At 71.7% G+C, this 15,404-nt stretch carries 10 protein-coding genes; 2 read left to right on the top strand and 8 right to left on the bottom strand.

Annotated elements, in window-relative coordinates; all coding sequences use genetic code 11:
- Position 1: 1 nt before the first annotated feature.
- From N912_RS60185 to N912_RS0111715, 8 genes are all read right to left on the bottom strand, one after another.
- A complete protein-coding gene (locus N912_RS60185; RefSeq protein WP_342670848.1) occupies positions 2-3,790 on the bottom strand; it encodes an nSTAND1 domain-containing NTPase in 3,789 nt (1,262 codons plus the stop codon).
- Between the two features lie 27 nt (positions 3,791-3,817).
- A complete protein-coding gene (locus N912_RS60190) occupies positions 3,818-7,573 on the bottom strand; it encodes an nSTAND1 domain-containing NTPase (RefSeq protein ID WP_028922565.1) in 3,756 nt (1,251 codons plus the stop codon).
- 179 nt (positions 7,574-7,752) lie between these two features.
- A complete protein-coding gene (locus N912_RS51275) occupies positions 7,753-8,607 on the bottom strand; it encodes a matrixin family metalloprotease (RefSeq protein ID WP_156993447.1) in 855 nt (284 codons plus the stop codon).
- Positions 8,608-8,632: 25 nt separating this feature from the next.
- Positions 8,633-9,619: an alpha/beta hydrolase gene (locus N912_RS0111695; protein WP_028922566.1), complete on the bottom strand. Its 987-nt coding sequence runs from the start codon at positions 9,617-9,619 to the stop codon at positions 8,633-8,635.
- Positions 9,616-10,587 (bottom strand): alpha/beta hydrolase, encoded by a 972-nt coding sequence (locus tag N912_RS0111700; RefSeq protein ID WP_028922567.1) that lies wholly within the window; start codon positions 10,585-10,587, stop codon positions 9,616-9,618. Before N912_RS0111700 ends, N912_RS0111695 begins: the two co-directional genes overlap by 4 nt.
- The gene (locus N912_RS0111705) at positions 10,584-11,555 is read right to left on the bottom strand and encodes an aldo/keto reductase (RefSeq protein ID WP_028922568.1); all 972 of its coding nucleotides are present in this window, start codon (positions 11,553-11,555) and stop codon (positions 10,584-10,586) included. Before N912_RS0111705 ends, N912_RS0111700 begins: the two co-directional genes overlap by 4 nt.
- 31 nt (positions 11,556-11,586) lie before the next feature.
- Complete coding sequence (locus tag N912_RS0111710) at positions 11,587-12,732, bottom strand: zinc-binding dehydrogenase (RefSeq protein WP_051580280.1); 1,146 nt, start codon at positions 12,730-12,732, stop codon at positions 11,587-11,589.
- A 57-nt stretch (positions 12,733-12,789) separates the two neighbouring features.
- Positions 12,790-13,521 carry an SDR family NAD(P)-dependent oxidoreductase gene (locus tag N912_RS0111715; RefSeq protein ID WP_037064231.1) on the bottom strand — a complete coding sequence of 244 codons (732 nt, stop codon included), beginning with the start codon at positions 13,519-13,521 and terminating at the stop codon, positions 12,790-12,792.
- A gap of 66 nt (positions 13,522-13,587) precedes the next feature.
- On the opposite strand from N912_RS0111715, the gene N912_RS0111720 reads away from it, so the two are divergent.
- Together N912_RS0111720 and N912_RS0111725 are read left to right on the top strand one after the other, a co-directional pair.
- The gene (locus tag N912_RS0111720) at positions 13,588-14,535 is read left to right on the top strand and encodes an aldo/keto reductase (protein WP_028922571.1); all 948 of its coding nucleotides are present in this window, start codon (positions 13,588-13,590) and stop codon (positions 14,533-14,535) included.
- 54 nt (positions 14,536-14,589) lie between these two features.
- A complete protein-coding gene (locus N912_RS0111725) occupies positions 14,590-15,210 on the top strand; it encodes a TetR/AcrR family transcriptional regulator (protein WP_028922572.1) in 621 nt (206 codons plus the stop codon).
- Positions 15,211-15,404: the final 194 nt, after the last annotated feature.

Here is a 15,404-nt window from a genome sequence, read left to right on the forward strand (position 1 = left end):
CTCACGAACACGGCGGGCTGTCGTCAGCCCCGGGCGGCAGAAGGTCGCGCTCCGCCTTCGTGAACGGCCGGTTCGCCGCCGAACACAGCCTGTCGTGCCAGGCTCGCGCCGTCAGCGGCAGGTCGTACGGCAGCTCGCCGTTGACGCCGAGCACCGGTGCGTGTGGATCTCCGGCCGTCAGTCGCAGGTTCACGTCCGGGACGCCGTCCATCGAGCCGGCTTCCCTGCCCGAGGCCAGGTCGACAAACGTCACCCGGGCTTCGTTGTTGCCGGTCAGCACGCAGAGGTTGCCCTCAGCGTCGAAGCCTACAAGTGACCGTCCGTCGGTCATAGGAATCGGAGGCTGGAGCAGATTGGCCGGCTCGACGCTCCAGAGCTCGATGGTCTTGCTGTTGGTCAGGATGGCGATCCGCTGGCCGGTCGGATCGAAAGCCACCGAGTCGGTGCCCCATGGCCGGACCGGGATGGTGGCGACCTCGCGGCCGGTCAGCGCGTCCCAGATCTTGACGTCGCGGGCGCCCGTCACGGCGACCTGGCCGGGTGGACGCCCCGGGCGGGCGGTGAGCCCGACCTCGCGGAACAGCCGGTCGAACTCTTCGGGCGGCCCCAATGTGACGGGGGCAGCGAGTAAGCGCCCTGTCATGGCATCCAGCGCGGAGAGCACGCCCCCGCTGACCGCCAGCATCATGGTCGTGCTCCCTTCGGTGGCGAAGTGGGCACCAAACCCGGACCCGCCCAGCGTCCCAGGCCCGCCCAGTGCCGGGCCGGGGGCTACGAACGTGGTGGCCTTGGTCAGCGGCACGATGTCGTACCGGTCGGTCTCTACACGGCCGTCGACAGGGTGGTGCAACCACATCGAGTTTCCCACCAGGATCGCGCTCGTGGTGGGCGGCAGTCCCTCGACGGCCGCTATGCGACGCCCGGTGGCGCGATCCTCTACCGCGAATGTGCCCTGTCCTCTCGTCGGGGTGTCGGGGTACAGGCTGAGGTAGCGGTCGCCATCCATCAACTGGCGCGACCGCGGTATTTCCTGGTCGGTCAGGCCGGGCTCGGTACGCATGCGCAGCAACGAGGTCCCGTGCGCGACCAGCGCCGAGGGCTGACCGGTGACCGTCGAGACACCCAGCGCCCGCGCCGAACCAATGAACGTGTTCGTCAACTCCAGCGCCGGGACGCTCACCCAACGTTTCGTCCCGCTGCCAAGGTCGGTGAGCCGGAGCCGACCGTGAGATCGAGCCGCGGCCGAATCCTGCTCGACCAGCCAGCCACCATCTGTGGACAGTCCGACGTGTGAGGAACAGATCGATTCGACCGAGCTGAACCGCATCGCCGGTACGGATCCGTCGACCTGGGTCACCACCATCGTCGGCCGGCGATAGATGCTGCTGCCCTGAGCCGGCTCGCAGGAGACGAGCGTTGCCCCGTCCCGTGCCACCGCCGCGTCGGGCGCCATGACGGCCAGCTCCGATCCGTCTGCCACGGAACGCACGACCAACCGGCTGTCACGGCCGCTTGGGGCGCTATCCCGGACGAGGACTCGGTTGGGGTCGGGGGTGAGCCAGAAGCCATAAACCGTGCGGTCCGCCGGCAGTGGGCGCGGCTCGGGATGCCTCGCCACGCACTCGGCGAGCTCACATATCCGGAGTTCGACGACGCTCGTCTGAGCGCTGTCGGTGAGCCAGGCGAGTCGTTTGCCGTCCGGGGAGAACTTGACGAACCCCTGCTGCTGCCCGGTGGCCACGGTCATGGGTTCGGCGCGAGTCAGGATGTCGCGCACCCGCAGTGTGCCGTCCTTGGTGAGGTAGGCGAACCATCGGCCGTCCGGGCTCAGGTCTCCTTGCAGCTCGGTGGGGAGGTTCGGAATCTCCCAGCGCTGCGGTGCCGGTCCGGTGATGCCGGTGACAACTGTCAACGGCCTGGCGGTGAGCACCGCTGTGTCGCCCCTGACCCAGACATCTTTGATCGGGGCAGTGGTCAGCTCGGTGATCTCGGCGTCGAGCGTGGGCATGGCGAGATAGGCGTTGGCCAGGGCGGTGCGTGCCTGTGGGCTCGTCGGGTCAGAACGCCACGCGGCGAGCGCGAGTTGGGCGGCGGTGGAGATGTCGGCGGGCGCCCGACTCTGCGACTCCCGTCCCAGGGTTTCCGCGTTGGCCGCCTGGAGTCGGGTGCTGAGCTCGCCGCCGCGAATGGATGCGGCGACCGACAGCGCGGCAGCGGCGAGCGCCAGCACCGTGAGCACCGCGATGACAAGCCGTCGGGTCCGGACGCGGAGCCGATGCGCCTGGGCGCTGGCCAGCAGGAAGTCGTCCTCGACCGGGCGCAGGGGTAGATGGCGAGGGTCGGTTCGGACTCGGTTGGCCGCCTCGGTCGCGGTATCGAGCAGGTCACCCTGGTAGAGGTAGGAACGATCGCGGCGGCTTCGGTTCCACTCGTCGGCGGCGAGGCGCAGGCGGGCGTGCACCATGCGGTCACCGTGGACCTCCTCCAACCAGGTGTCGCGCAGTAGCGGCCATGCGGTGAGGAGCGCCTCGTGGCTTATCTCGACGGTGTCAGCGGCGAGGGTGACCAACCGCGCGTCGGCGAAGGTTTCCAGAACCTTCTCGACATCGCCGGGGTTGTCACCTCTCGCCAGTTCGGCGCGGCGCACCCGATCCGCGGTGTCCACCCCGTCGCCACTGGTGGCCACCAACCGGGTGAAGACTCGCCGAGCCGTCTCTTGCTGGGGCGAGGTGAGGCGTTGGTACGCCCGTTGCGCGCTCCGGGCGAGGGCTCCCTCGATACCGCCGGTGCGCTCGTAGTCGGCCAGGGTCAACGCCTGACCGGTACGTTCCCGCCAGGCTTGGTCCAGGGCGTGCGAGAGCAGCGGCAACGATCCGGCGGACGTCGCGGCGGCCATCTCGTGCAGTAGGACCTCGGCTAGTCCGTCCTCGACCTGGGCGCCGGCCTGTTTCGCCGGTTCGGTGATGGCCAGCCGCAACTGCCGTTCGGTCATCGATGTGACCAGGTACCGGTCCTGGACCGCGGCCGTCAGCTCGGGGTACTCGGCGCAGCGCGTCTCGAAGTCGGCGCGCACCACCAGTGTCACCACCGCCGCGGGGGCGCTGCCCGCTCCGTTCGTCGCGGCGTGCAACGCGTTGACGAATGCTCGCCGCTGCTCGTCGTCCTCGCAGTGAGTGAACATCTGCTCGAACTGATCGACCACCAGCAACAGCCGGCCCGCGGTCGAGTCGAGCCCGGGGGCTTGGGCCGAGGCGGCTTGCCGCGCGGTGAGGGCGAATGAGCCCGGGTCGCCGGCGAGGCTCCGGCGGATGGTGGCCGCGTCGGCGCGCGCGATCGGCGCGACCCGCTCGGCGAGTTCGTCCAGGGGGTTCGCGGTCGGGGTCAGCACCAGGCGTGGCCAGCTTGCCGAGCCTGGCGCGGCCAGCGCCCCAGCCCGAACGCGGGGGAGCACGCCGGCGCGCAGCAGCGAGGACTTGCCGGCGCCCGAGACCCCGGACACCACCACCAGCGCCGATCTGTCCATGCGCTCGAGGATCTTCGCGGCGGCCTCGTCCCGCCCGTGGAAGAACCGCTCGTCCCACTGCTCGAACCGGCTCAGACCCCGGTACGGCGAGTCGATGTTCCCGGCCTCGTCGGCCAGCGGCGGTGGAGCCAGCGCGTCGGTCCACGTGCCGTGAAAGATGTTGATCTGAATGCCGAAGTCGCCGGCCAGCACGCCCCGGGCGCCGCGCGCATCGAACGAGGGTCGTTGCCGGGGTGCCCTGGCCCCCTCCGTGTCACCGCCGCCCACCGTGACACCCCCTGCCCGCGATCCCGGTCATGAGCACGGCGGGTTCGGATCGGTGCCCCTGGGCAGGAGCCGAAGCTCGGCATCGGTGAAGGGCCGGCTGGCCACCGCGCAGAGTCTGTCGCGCCAGGCCTGAGCGGTCAGTGGCAGCTCGTATGGGCGCGCTCCCGCCATTCTGGTGTCGTCCACCGATACCACCGGCGCGCCGTGCAGGGCCGCCGCGGTCCGCACATCGGGCACGGAGCTCATCGCGCCGGCCTCTTGGCCCTTCTCGGTGTCGATGAACGCCAGGCGGTCCCCCTGGGCGCTGACGGTATCGAGGTAGCCGTCCGCATCGAACCCGAGGAGAGCGCCGGCATCGGCCGACGCGATCGGCGGTCGCACCGGTGCGACCGACTCGACGTCCCAGATTTCGATGGTCTTGTTCTCGGTCAGGATGGCGATCCGCCTGCCGGATCGGTCGAAGGCCATCGAACTGTTCTCCGCCGCGCGTAGCGGAATCGTCGCGAGCCGGTCGCCGCCCCGCGCGTCCCAGATCTGGACTTCCCGCCGGCCCCACACCGCTACCTGGCCGGGGTGCTCAGGACGAGCGACGAGCTGCTCATAGCCGATCTCATCCACGGCGTCCCGGGGCGGCAGCGTGACTGGCGGCGCGAGCGGCCTTCCGGTCATCGGGTCCAGGGCGGCGAGCACCCTGCCATAGATCGTCAGCAACATGGTCGCGCGTTCCTCCGCGAGGGCGATGGCCGAGCCGGGGCTCCGTCGTTCAGAGCCCGGCGGCACGAACGTTGCGGCCATGCGCAGGGGCGATATGTCGTACCGGTCGATCCGCGTGAGGCCGTCTGACGAGTTGACCAACCACAGCGAGTTGCCCACGAGAATGGGATTCGTGCCGCTCGACTGGCCGGGGATCGTGGCGATGCGTTGCCCGGAGGCGGCGTCGTCCACCGCCACGGTGGCCCCGCTCGCCGTCTCCGTGCTCTTCGGACTTATCACGCTGACGTAGCGACCGCCGTCCGCGAGCCTGCGGGTTATCGGCCTGTCCAGGCCCTTCAGGGCAGGTTCGGTACGCAGCCGCAACAGCGACGTACCGTGGGCGAACATCACCGTGGGCTCGCCGGCGGCCGAAGAGACGCCGAGCGCGTTTTCCACGGAGATTGGCGTCTGGCGCCTGATATCGAAGTCGACCGAGATCGACTTGACGATCACCTGGCGTTCCAGCCCGCCCCGCAGATCGGTCAGCCGGAGCACCGTCTGCGAGGCGCGCGACGCGATCGTCGTGATCAACCAGCCGCCGTCGCTGGACAGCTTCCCGGTGGGGCACGTCGGTCCGTCCAGAGCGAACCGGGTCGGCGGTTGGGGCGTGCCCACGTGCGTCACGGTCACCATCGGCTTCGGGAGGTCGTCGTCGACCTGGGCTTGCTCACAGGAGACAACCTCCGCGCCGTCGCGCGCGACGATGGCCGTTGGCGGCATCGTGGCCAGTTCCGCGCCGTCGGTGAGCGAATGCAGGACCAGCCGGGTGCCGGGCGTCCGCACCGAGCCGTGCCGAACCAGGATCTGGTTGCGGTCGGGCGTGAACCACAGGCCTGCGACGTCGTTGCCCAGCCGAGTGCCGACGCCGTTGGGGATCGTCGCACCGGTGGTTACGTCCCACATTCCCGGCTCGCCGTCGCCAGCGAGAAAGGCAAGGCGGCTGCTGTTCGAGGAGAACCGGGGGTATCCGTCGGGGCGCTGGCCGGTAGCCACCGTCCTCGGCTCGGAGCGAGCCGGGACGTCGCGTATCTGGAGTCTGTTGTCGTTGGTCAGGTAGGCGAACCACCGGCCGTCCGGACTCAGGTCCGTCCGGCTGGGAACGAGGTCCGGTATCTCCCAGCGCCGGGGAGAGGGTCCGGTGATACCGGTGAGGATGACAACACTGTTCGCGGCGTACACCGCCGCCGTGTCGCCTCCGAGGTCGACGGTCACCGCCGGGTCGGTGGTCAGATCGGCGAACTCGGCGTCGAGGGTGGGCATGGCGAGGTAAGCGTTGGCCAGGGCGGTGCGGGCCAGAGGACTCGTCGGGTCGGAGCGCCACGCGGCCAGGGCGAGTTGGGCGGCGACAGCGATGTCGGTGGGTGCCCGGCTTTGTGACTCCCGGCCCAGGGCCTCCGCATTGACCCGCGCCAGTTGCGCGGCGGTTCGGTTGCTCAAGTACCCCGTGAGCCCCGCCGTTGCCATGGTGGTCACGGCGAGCACCGCGAGCACTGCCGTGACGAGTCGCCGGGTTCGGACGACGCGTTCGCGCGCTCGTGCACTGGCTTGGAGGAACTCGTGCTCGCCCCTGCTCAGCGGTTGGTAGCGGGGATCGGTGCGGATGCGGTCGGCGGTCGTGATGGCGGTGACGAGCCGCGTGCCCTGGTACAGGTACGAGCGGTCCCGGGAGTTGCGGTTCCATTCCTCGGCGGCACGCTGCAGCCGGGTGCGCACCGCCCGGTGGGTGCGCGTGTCGGCGAGCCAGTCGCGCAGCAGCGGCCAAGCGGTCAGCAACACCTCGTGGGTGATCTCGACGGTGCCGGCGGCCAAGGTGAGCAGCCGCTCGGAGGCAAAGGTTTCCAGGATTGTCTCGACGTCGGCGGCGTTCTCTCCCCCGGTCAGTTCGGTGCGGGCGACGGGTCTGGCGGTGTCCACACCGTCGTCGCTGGTGGCGACCAGCCGGGGCAAGACCCGTTGGGCGACCTCCCGCTGGTCGGGGGAAATCCGCTCGTAGGCGCGTTCGGCGGTTGCCGCGACGGCGCCCTCGATGCCGCCGGTGCGCTCGTAGTCCGCCAGGGTCAGGGTGTCACCGGTGCGCCCGCGCCAGGCCCGGTCCAGGGCATGGGACAGCAGCGGTAGCGCCCCCGCGCCTGAGACGACAACACGTCGGGCGCCACCCGGTGAGGACGCCGACGCGGGGTCGAGCATCTCGCGTAGCAACGCATCGACCAGGTCGTCGTCGACGGTGGCGCCGGCGCGTTTGGCCGGTTCGGTGATGGCCAGGCGCAGTTGTCGCTCGGTCATCGAGGTGAGCAGGTAGCGGTCTTGGACGGCGGGTTCGAGCTCGGGGTACTCGGCGCAGCGGGGTTCGAAGTCGGCTCGGAGCACGAGGATTACCAGGGCTCCGGGTCGTCGAGAGGGGCCGGGGCGGCCGGTCGCGGCGGCGCGCAACGCGGTGATGAACGCGCGCCGCTGTGTCTCGTCGGGGCATTGGGTGAACAGCTGCTCGAACTGGTCGACGACGAGGATCAGCCGCCGGCCGTCGGTGCCGTCGTGCTCGGGGGCCTGGGCGGCTACGGCCTGGCGGGCGGTGAGGGCGAAGGATGCCGGGTCGTCGGTGAGGTTGGTGCGGATGATGGCCGGTTCGGTCCGGGCGATCGGCGCGATCTTGGCGGCGAGCTCGTCGAGCGGGCTGGCGGTGGGGGTGAGCACCAGGCGCGGCCAGGAGTCCGAGCCTGGCGCGGCCAGCTCGCCGGCGCGGATGCGGGGGAGCACGCCGGCGCGCAGTAGCGAGGACTTGCCCGCTCCCGAGACACCGGAAACGACAAGCAGCCCCGATGTGTCGAGCTGTTCAGAAATTCGGCCCACCAATTCCTTGGCGGCTGTCTCGCGCCCGAAGAAGAACCTCTCGTCCCGTTGTTCGAACTGGCTCAGGCCGCGATACGGCGATTCGATCTCTCCGGACTCGTCGGCCAGCGGCGGGGAAACGCGCGTAGCGGTCCAGGTGCCGTTGTAGTAGTTGATCTGGACGCCGAAGTCACCGATGAGCACGCCCTGAGCTCCGCGCAGGTCAAGGGCATGCGGATCTGGGGCGGGCGGCTCTGTCCCCTCCGGGTCGGTCATTGTGACGGTGGTTTCCCATGGACGATTCCGTGAACACCGATCGGACCATCATGCCCAGGAAAGTAAAGCCTGTCACCATTCGATCGAGAAAACGAGCGGCGGTTGCCTCACCAGCACGGGCTGGCTCGGAGCCTGGCGAGGCCTTCTCGGTCGCCGGGGCCGAAGCCGGCGAGGCCGGTGTAGTTGGGTGCCATCAGCTCGCCGGGGGCGTTCACGTGGTCGAGGCCGACCAGGTGGCCCAGCTCGTGCATGACGATCGCGCGGGCCCGGACGTAGCCGTCGCGGCGGTTGAGGAGCTCGGCGAGGCCGTCGCGGTTGAGGACCACCTGGCCGGTGACGTAGCGGGCGGACTCGGGGCCCGCGGGCTCCAGGGAGGTGCTGCCGCCGATGCCCTCGATGTCGCCCCGGACCCGGGGGAACTCGGCGCGGTCGGCCCAGGCGATGAGTACGGGCTGGGCGTTCTGGCGCGGAGATCGCGGGCCGCCGCCGTCGCCGGACAGGTCGGGGCGCTGTTGGGTGACGCCGTCGTCGGCGAAGGTGAAGCCGGAGGCGGCGGCGACCTGGTGCACGGCGTCCTGGACCAGGTTCGCGGCGGCGTCGGGCTGGCCGGACGGGTTCAGCACGTAGTGGATCGGGCGGCACGGGTCGTAGCCGACGGGGCGGCCGGTCGGCGTGGTCATCAGGAAGGCGTGCGGGCCGGTCCCGGTGGGGCTGGGCTCGCGGGCGCTGTCGCCCACCGACCACGGGCCGGGTATCCCGGTCAGCAGGCTCGGGAACGCCCGCCCCAGTCCGTACACCAGTCCCAGCACCGCCAGCGCGCACCCTATGAAGATCAGGTTGGCCCGGCCGAGCCGGCGCTTGCGGCCGCGTTGGGCGCCACGGTCCAGCCGATCCAGCTCCGCCAGCCGGCGCGACATCTGCCGGTAGCGCATCCAGGCGCGAGCCCTGCGCACGATCCCCACGCGGGGATTCTGCCAAGGCTCCGGCTCAGGGCACTCCCGGCGGCGGGGTGAGCACGCGCCGGATCCAGTCGGCCCGCACCGCGTTCGCGCACCGGGCCACCCTTGCCTCGGGGGAGAACCCCGAAAACCCGTGGTAGCCCCCGGCCCAGACGTGCAGCTCGGCCTGGCCCCCCGCGTCCCAGATGCGCTGGGCGTACCGGGCGGCCTCGTCGCGGAACACCTCGGCGGCGCCCACCTCGATGAACGCCGAGGGCAGGCCGGACAGGTCGGTGGCCCGCGCCGGCGCCGCGTACGGCGAGACGCCCTCGGTGCCGCGCCGCTCGCCGAGCAGCGCCGTCCAGCCGGTGTGGTTGTTGTTGCGGTCCCAGGCGCCGATGCCGTCGTACTGGTGGCTCGACCCGGTGTCGTTGCGGTCGTCCAGCATCGGGCAGCTCAGCAGCTGGCCGGCCAGCGCGGGGCCGCCCCGGTCGCGGGCCAGCAGCGCCACCGCCGCGCTCAGGCCGCCGCCCGCGCTCATGCCCATCAGCAGGATGCGGGCCGGGTCGACGCCCAGCTCCTCCGCCGCGCCGGCCATCCAGGCCAGGCCGGCGTAGCAGTCCTCCACCGGGGCCGGGTGCGGGTGCTCGGGGGCCAGCCGGTACTCCACGCTCACCGCCACCGCGCCGTGCTCCTCGACCAGCTTGATCAGCGACTCGACGCCGAAGAAGCGGTTGCCGAGGACCAGGCCGCCGCCGTGGATGTGGTACAGCCCTGGCGAGTGGCCGTCTGTACCACCCGCCGGCCGCAGCACGGTCACCGTGACGTCCGGTTCGCCGGGCGGGCCGGGGACGTCGCGGTGCTCGAACTCCACGGCGTGGCCGTCCACCAGCTGTTCGATCGGCGGCACCAGCGTGGCGAAGTGCGCCCGGTTGGTCAGGATGGTGTCGGCGCGCAGCGGGACGATCTCCACCAGGTCCAGGAACGCGGCGAGCCCGTCCACCAGCTCGGGGTCGTAGGGGACGCGGATGGTCATGCCGTTGCCCCCAGGGTGCGGCGGAACCAGGACGACCGGGCCGCGAGCGCGGTCGTGGTGGCGTCGCTGTCCGGCGCGATGCGGTCGAAGCCGTGGTAGGCGCCGGCCCAGACGTGCAGCTCGGTGGGCACCCCCGCCCGCCACAGCCGCGTGCAGTACTCGACGTTCTCGTCCAGGAACACCTCCGACTCGCCGACCTCGACGAACGCCGGCGGCAGCCCGGACAGGTCGGTGGCGCGGGCCGGCGCGGCGTACTCCGAGACCCCGGAACCGCCGTGATCGTCGCCGAGCAGGCTGCGCCAGCCGAACTCGTTGCTGGCCCTGCTCCACATCGGGGCGTCGGCGTGGCGCAGCGCGGACGGCGAGCCGTTGCGGTCGTCGATCATCGGACAGAGCAGCATCTGGCCGGCCAGCGCGGGGCCGCCCCGGTCGCGGGCCAGCAGCGCGACGCCCGCGCTCAGCCCGCCGCCCGCGCTGCCCCCGCCGATGATCAGCTTGTCCGGGTCGAAGCCCAGCTCGTCGGCGTGCTCGGCCATCCACACCAGGCCGGCGTAGCAGTCCTCCACCGGCGCCGGGTGCGGGTGCTCGGGGGCCAGCCGGTATTCCACGGTGACCCCGACGAACCCGAACTCCTCGATCTGGCCGACCATCCTCGGCAGGTCGGAGAACCGGTTGTCCAGGACCATGCCGCCGCCGTGGATGTTGTAGAAACCCGGGGCGCCGGGCCGAGGGTGCCGGGGCCGCAGGATGGTGACCGTCAGGTCCGGGCTGCCGGGGATCACCCGGTCCTCCCAGGTGATCGCGCGCCCGCCGATCGCCTCGGCGCAGGTCAGGTTCGCGTCGGCCACCGTGTGGCGGGCCTCGGCCAGGATCTCGGCGGTCAGCGCCCGTGGCTCGCGGGTGGCGAGCAGCTCGCGCAGGGCGCCGGCCAGCTCGGGGTCGAACTCGGTGCCGGCGCGCGCGGTCACGGCCCCTCCGGGTCGACGACGCCACGGTCCGCCCAGAACGGGGTCACCAGCTCGCGCAGCCGTTCGCCCCCGACCCGCTCGACCAGGTCCACCGCCGCCAGGTTCTCCCGCAGCTGCTCGATGCCGGTCGCGCCGAACAGCGTCGTCGCGTTCGCCGGGTGGGTGAGGGTGAACGCCAGGCACAGCTGGGCGGGGGTGGCGCCCAGCTCGTCGGCGACCGCGCGGACGCCGGCCACCGAGCCCTCGATCCGCTCCCTGATCCCGCCGGGGTCGCGCCCGACCTGGCGGGCCCCGCCGCCCTTGCCGAGCAGCACGCCGCCCTCGAACACGTCGGAGGACTCCAGCGACACCCCCTGGGCGAAGATCCGGGCGAACGGCTCGCCGTCCGGGATCGAGCGGCGGGCCACGCTGTACTTGAGCTGGGCGATCGACGGCCCGGCCACGCCGGCGGACGCGGCGCTGTCGATCAGGGTCTGGACGTTGGTGGCCGACCAGTTGTTCACGCCCCAGCTCCGGATCAGGCCGGCGTGGTCCAGCTCGGCGAGGTCCAGCACGAGCTGGCCGAGGTCGACCTCGTGGCGGATGTCGCCGAGGACGACCAGGTCGGCGTGCTCCACCCCGGCGCGCAGCAGTGCGTTCTCGATCTGGTCGCGCAGCGACCGGGTGGGGTACTCCTCCAGCCACAGCTTCGCCGAGAGCAGGTAGTCCTCGCGGCGCAGCCCGGCCGCCCGCACCATCGCCGAGAAGATCACGTCGGTGAATACCCTCGGCGGGCGGTCCGGCTGCCCGTACACCCCGACGTCGAACAGGTTGACGCCGGCGTCGACGGCCTCGCGGAGCATGCCGACCGCGTCCCGGAAGTCCATCCGGTCATAGGTGTGCCAGGAGCCGAGCGAGAGCACGCCGGCGCTGGGTCCGGAACGGCCGATGCTCCGGCGGGGGACGGTGGTCGAGCCCGCTGCTGACATGCGCTCTCCTTGCTGTGAGTGATCGGGGTTCTCAGGGCAGGCGTGGGTCCACAACGGCCTTGATCTGGTCGAGCCGGGACATCGCGCGCACCGAGTCGGTGGCCCGCGCCAGGCCGACCGGCTCGCTGAGCAGCTCGTCCCACGGCATCCGGTCGCCGAAGGTGCGGAAGAACTCCACCGCGCGGTGGTAGTCGGCGATGTCGCCGTTGAGCGAGCCGGCCACCGTCAGCTCCTTGCCCATGATCGTGCCGAGCGGGACGGGGGAGGTGGCCGGCCCGGTCGACCCGACGACGGCGATCCTGCCGCGCTGCGCCGCGAACGCCACCGCCTCCTCGCCGACCGTGGGCCCGCCGGCGAAGTCGAACACGTAGTCCGCGCCCCGGCCGCCGGTCAGCTCGTACACCCGCGCGATGCGGTCGGCCACCCCGAGGTCGAGCGGCACGGCGGCGGTGGCGCCGAACCGGGTCGCGGTGACCAGCCGCCCGGTCGGCGAGCCGACGGTGATCACCATGCCGGCGCCCGAGATGTGCGCGACCGCCGTGGCCACGATCCCCAGCGCGCCGGCGCCCTGCACCACCACCGTCGATCCCGGCCGGATCCCGCCGACCCGGTCCACCGCCCGCAGCACCGTCTTGCCCGCGCATCCGGACATCGCCGCCCAGCCGTCCGGCACGTCCGCCGGCAGGATCAGCTTCGCCGCGCCCGGCGTGACGTAGCAGTACTCGGCCAGCCCGCCCGTCGCGTACGGCGGCCGGTCGGCGCGCTGCCGGAAGCCGTACCCGCGCCGCGCGCAGAGCACCGGCTCACGCAGCACGCTGCACCCTCGGCACTCGCCGCAGGTCGACTCCGACCAGCCGATCCGGTCACCGGCCGCGATCGCCCTGCCGAACGTGTCGACGGTGCCGTCCCCGGCGGCCACCACCTCGCCGACCATCTCGTGCCCGAGCACCATGGGCAACATGTCCGGCAGCGACATCCGGCCGCTCCACAGGTGCACGTCCGTGCCGCACAGCGTGGCGCAGGTGATCCGCACCAGCGCCGCGCCCGGCTCGACCTCCTTCGGAAGCGGCAGCTCCTGACGCTCCAGCGGCTTGCCGTGCTCGGTCAGCACGGCGGCCCCGGTCGTCGTCGGCAGCTCAGTCGGCAGCGCTGTCGGCAGCGCCGTCTTCGAAGCCATCGTCACCCTCCGTTGGCCGAGCTAGCCGGGCGTTTAGTCTACATACGTTGAAGAAAATCAGGTGAGCAGTTGGCCGCCGTCGACCTGGAGCACGGCGCCGGTGATGTGGCGGGCCTCGTCGGAGGCCAGGAAGGCCACGGCGGGGGCGATGTCGGTGACCTGTGCGATGGTGCCGAGGGGGATGCGGGCCTCCCAGCGCCGGCGGGCCTCGGGGTTGGTGGTGAGGCGCTCGGTCATGGGGGTGACGACCGGGCCGGGGGCCACGGCGTTGACGCGGATGCCGTGCGGGGCCAGCTCGATGGCGGCCGAGCGGGTGAGCGCGTCGACGGCGGCCTTCGTCGCCTCGTAGTGGCCGAGGCCGGGCGTGGGCTGGCGGGCGCCGATCGAGGAGATGTTGACGATCGCGCCCCGGACGCCTTGGGTGAGCATGTGCGCGCCGACGGCCCTGGTCATCAGGAAGGTGCCCCGGAAGTTCACCCGCACGCAGTTGTCGAACGTGGCCACGTCCAGCTCGACCAGGGCGCCGGCGCCGCCGCTCAGGCCGGCGTTGTTGACCAGCACGTCGACGGTGCCGAAGCGGTGCTCCAGCTCGGCGATCGCGGCGTCGACCGAGGCGGCGTCGGCGACGTCGAGGGCCATGTGGTCCGCGCCGATCCGGTCGGCCACGTCCTTGGCGCGGTCGGTGGCGCGGTCGGCGAGTATCACGCGGTCGTTGCGGGCGAGGAATGCCTCGGCGACGGCCCGGCCGATGCCGCCGGCGCCTCCGGTCACCACGACTGTCCTGGGCATGGGCCTCCCAACGGCGGGTTCTGGTCTACGATCGTAGAATAAAATCGCATGTCAAGGGGGCGCGACATGGAACAGGTACCCGCCGGACGGCTCGGGTCGGGCGGCACCTCGCTGTTCGGGCTGGGGTCGTGGAACACCTGGGACCGGATGGCGTTCGACGACGTGGTCGCGTTGATCCGGTATTGCCTGGACGTGGGTGTCACGCTTTTCGACGTCGCGCATTACAACATGGGTCCGCATGCCGAGCAGTCGCGTACCGATCTCATTTTCGGGTCCGCGATACGGGAGGCCGGCGTGTCCCGCGACGAGTATCAGTTGTGCGGAAAGCTCTGGTTGTGGGAATACCCGACGGTGAGTTTCGCCGACCAGATGTCGACGTCGCTGGACCGGATCGGGGTGGACCGGGCCGACGCGGTGGTGGTCGGTGACTACCGCGAGCGGCCGGACATCCCTCGGATCGTCACCGACGTCGCCGACCTGATCCGGGCCGGGCGGTTCGACGGCTGGGGGGTGAACAACTGGAAGGCCGCCGACCTGGACCTCGCCATCGAGTTCGCCGAAAGGGAAGGGCTCACGCCGCCGGAATTCGCCCAGCTCAAGTACAGCGTCGCGCGGCGGTCGATGGCCGAGGGCAGCGCATACGGCGCGCATTTCGCCGCCGGAAGGCTCGCATTGCAGGCATCCGACGTGTTCGAGGGCGGGATCCTGGTCGGGAAGGCATTTCCGACGCGCAAGATCGGCGCCGACCCCGGCGGGATCCGGGAGTCGATACGGGAGGCTGCCGGCGCGGTCGCGGAGATCGCCGCGCGGTTCGGCGCGTCCCCGGCGCAGGCGGCCGTCGCGTTCTGTCTCGGGCACCCGGCGGTGGGGAACGTGCTGTTCGGCGTCACCAGCCGGGAGCAGTTGGACGACAACCTGGGTGCGTTGGCGTTGTGGCGCGAGCACGGGCGCGAGCTGCGGGCGGCGCTGGAGGAGCTCTGGCTCGACCGGGCGGTGCGGTCCGACGGCGGGTAGCGGTTATAGCGGACGACCGGTCGTATAGTTTGTACGAAAACGGGAGGACAGACGATGGGCGCGCGGGCGGGCACGGTCGACCAACGGCTGGTGCGGGGCGCGCGGACCAGGCGGACCATCGCGCGCCGCGCCGCCGACATGGCCTCGGTGGAGGGGCTCAACGGGCTGAGCATCGGCCGGCTGGCCACCGACCTCGGGCTGAGCAAGAGCGGCGTGCAGACCCTGTTCGGGACCAAGGAGCGGCTGCAGGTCGCCGCCGTCGAGTCCGCGCGCGAGACGTTCCTGGACGCGGTCGTGCGGCCCGCGTCGGAGGCGCCGCGCGGCGTTGCTCGGCTGCGGGCGCTGATCGAGCGCTGGATCGCCTACGTGGAGGCGCCGGTGTTCCCCGGCGGCTGCTTCTGGGCGGCGAACCTGGCCGAGTTCGACGGCCGGCCGGGCGAGGTGCGCGACGTCCTGTTCGGCTACCACCGGGACTGGCGCGCGCTCATCGCCGGCGAGCTGCGCGAGGCCGTCCGCGCCGGGGAGATCGCCGAGCCGGACGTCGAGCTGGCGGCGTTCCAGATCGTCGCCGTGCTCCTGGCCGCGAACACCGGCCTGCGGCTCGGCGGCGACGGCGGTGCCGACGTGGACATGGCCCGCCGCGTCGTCGACGGGTTCCTCACGCCACCGGGCTGAGCCGGTTACGCCGCCGCGTCCCAGCGGGCGGAGCGTTGGTGGCTCCTGAGGTCGCTCGGTGGCCTGGGTCCGCACCGTGAAGACCGCCTCGAGGGCGGGCTCGAGACCGGAAGGCCGGGCGACGCGCGGATGCGCCACCCGGCTTACCCAGGCGCCTACTGGCCGAGCCTGGTGGCGCTGGTCCGGGCCTGTTA

This window comes from Actinospineispora acaciae DSM 45401 (assembly GCF_000620785.1).
Taxonomy (GTDB): domain Bacteria; phylum Actinomycetota; class Actinomycetes; order Mycobacteriales; family Pseudonocardiaceae; genus Pseudonocardia; species Pseudonocardia acaciae.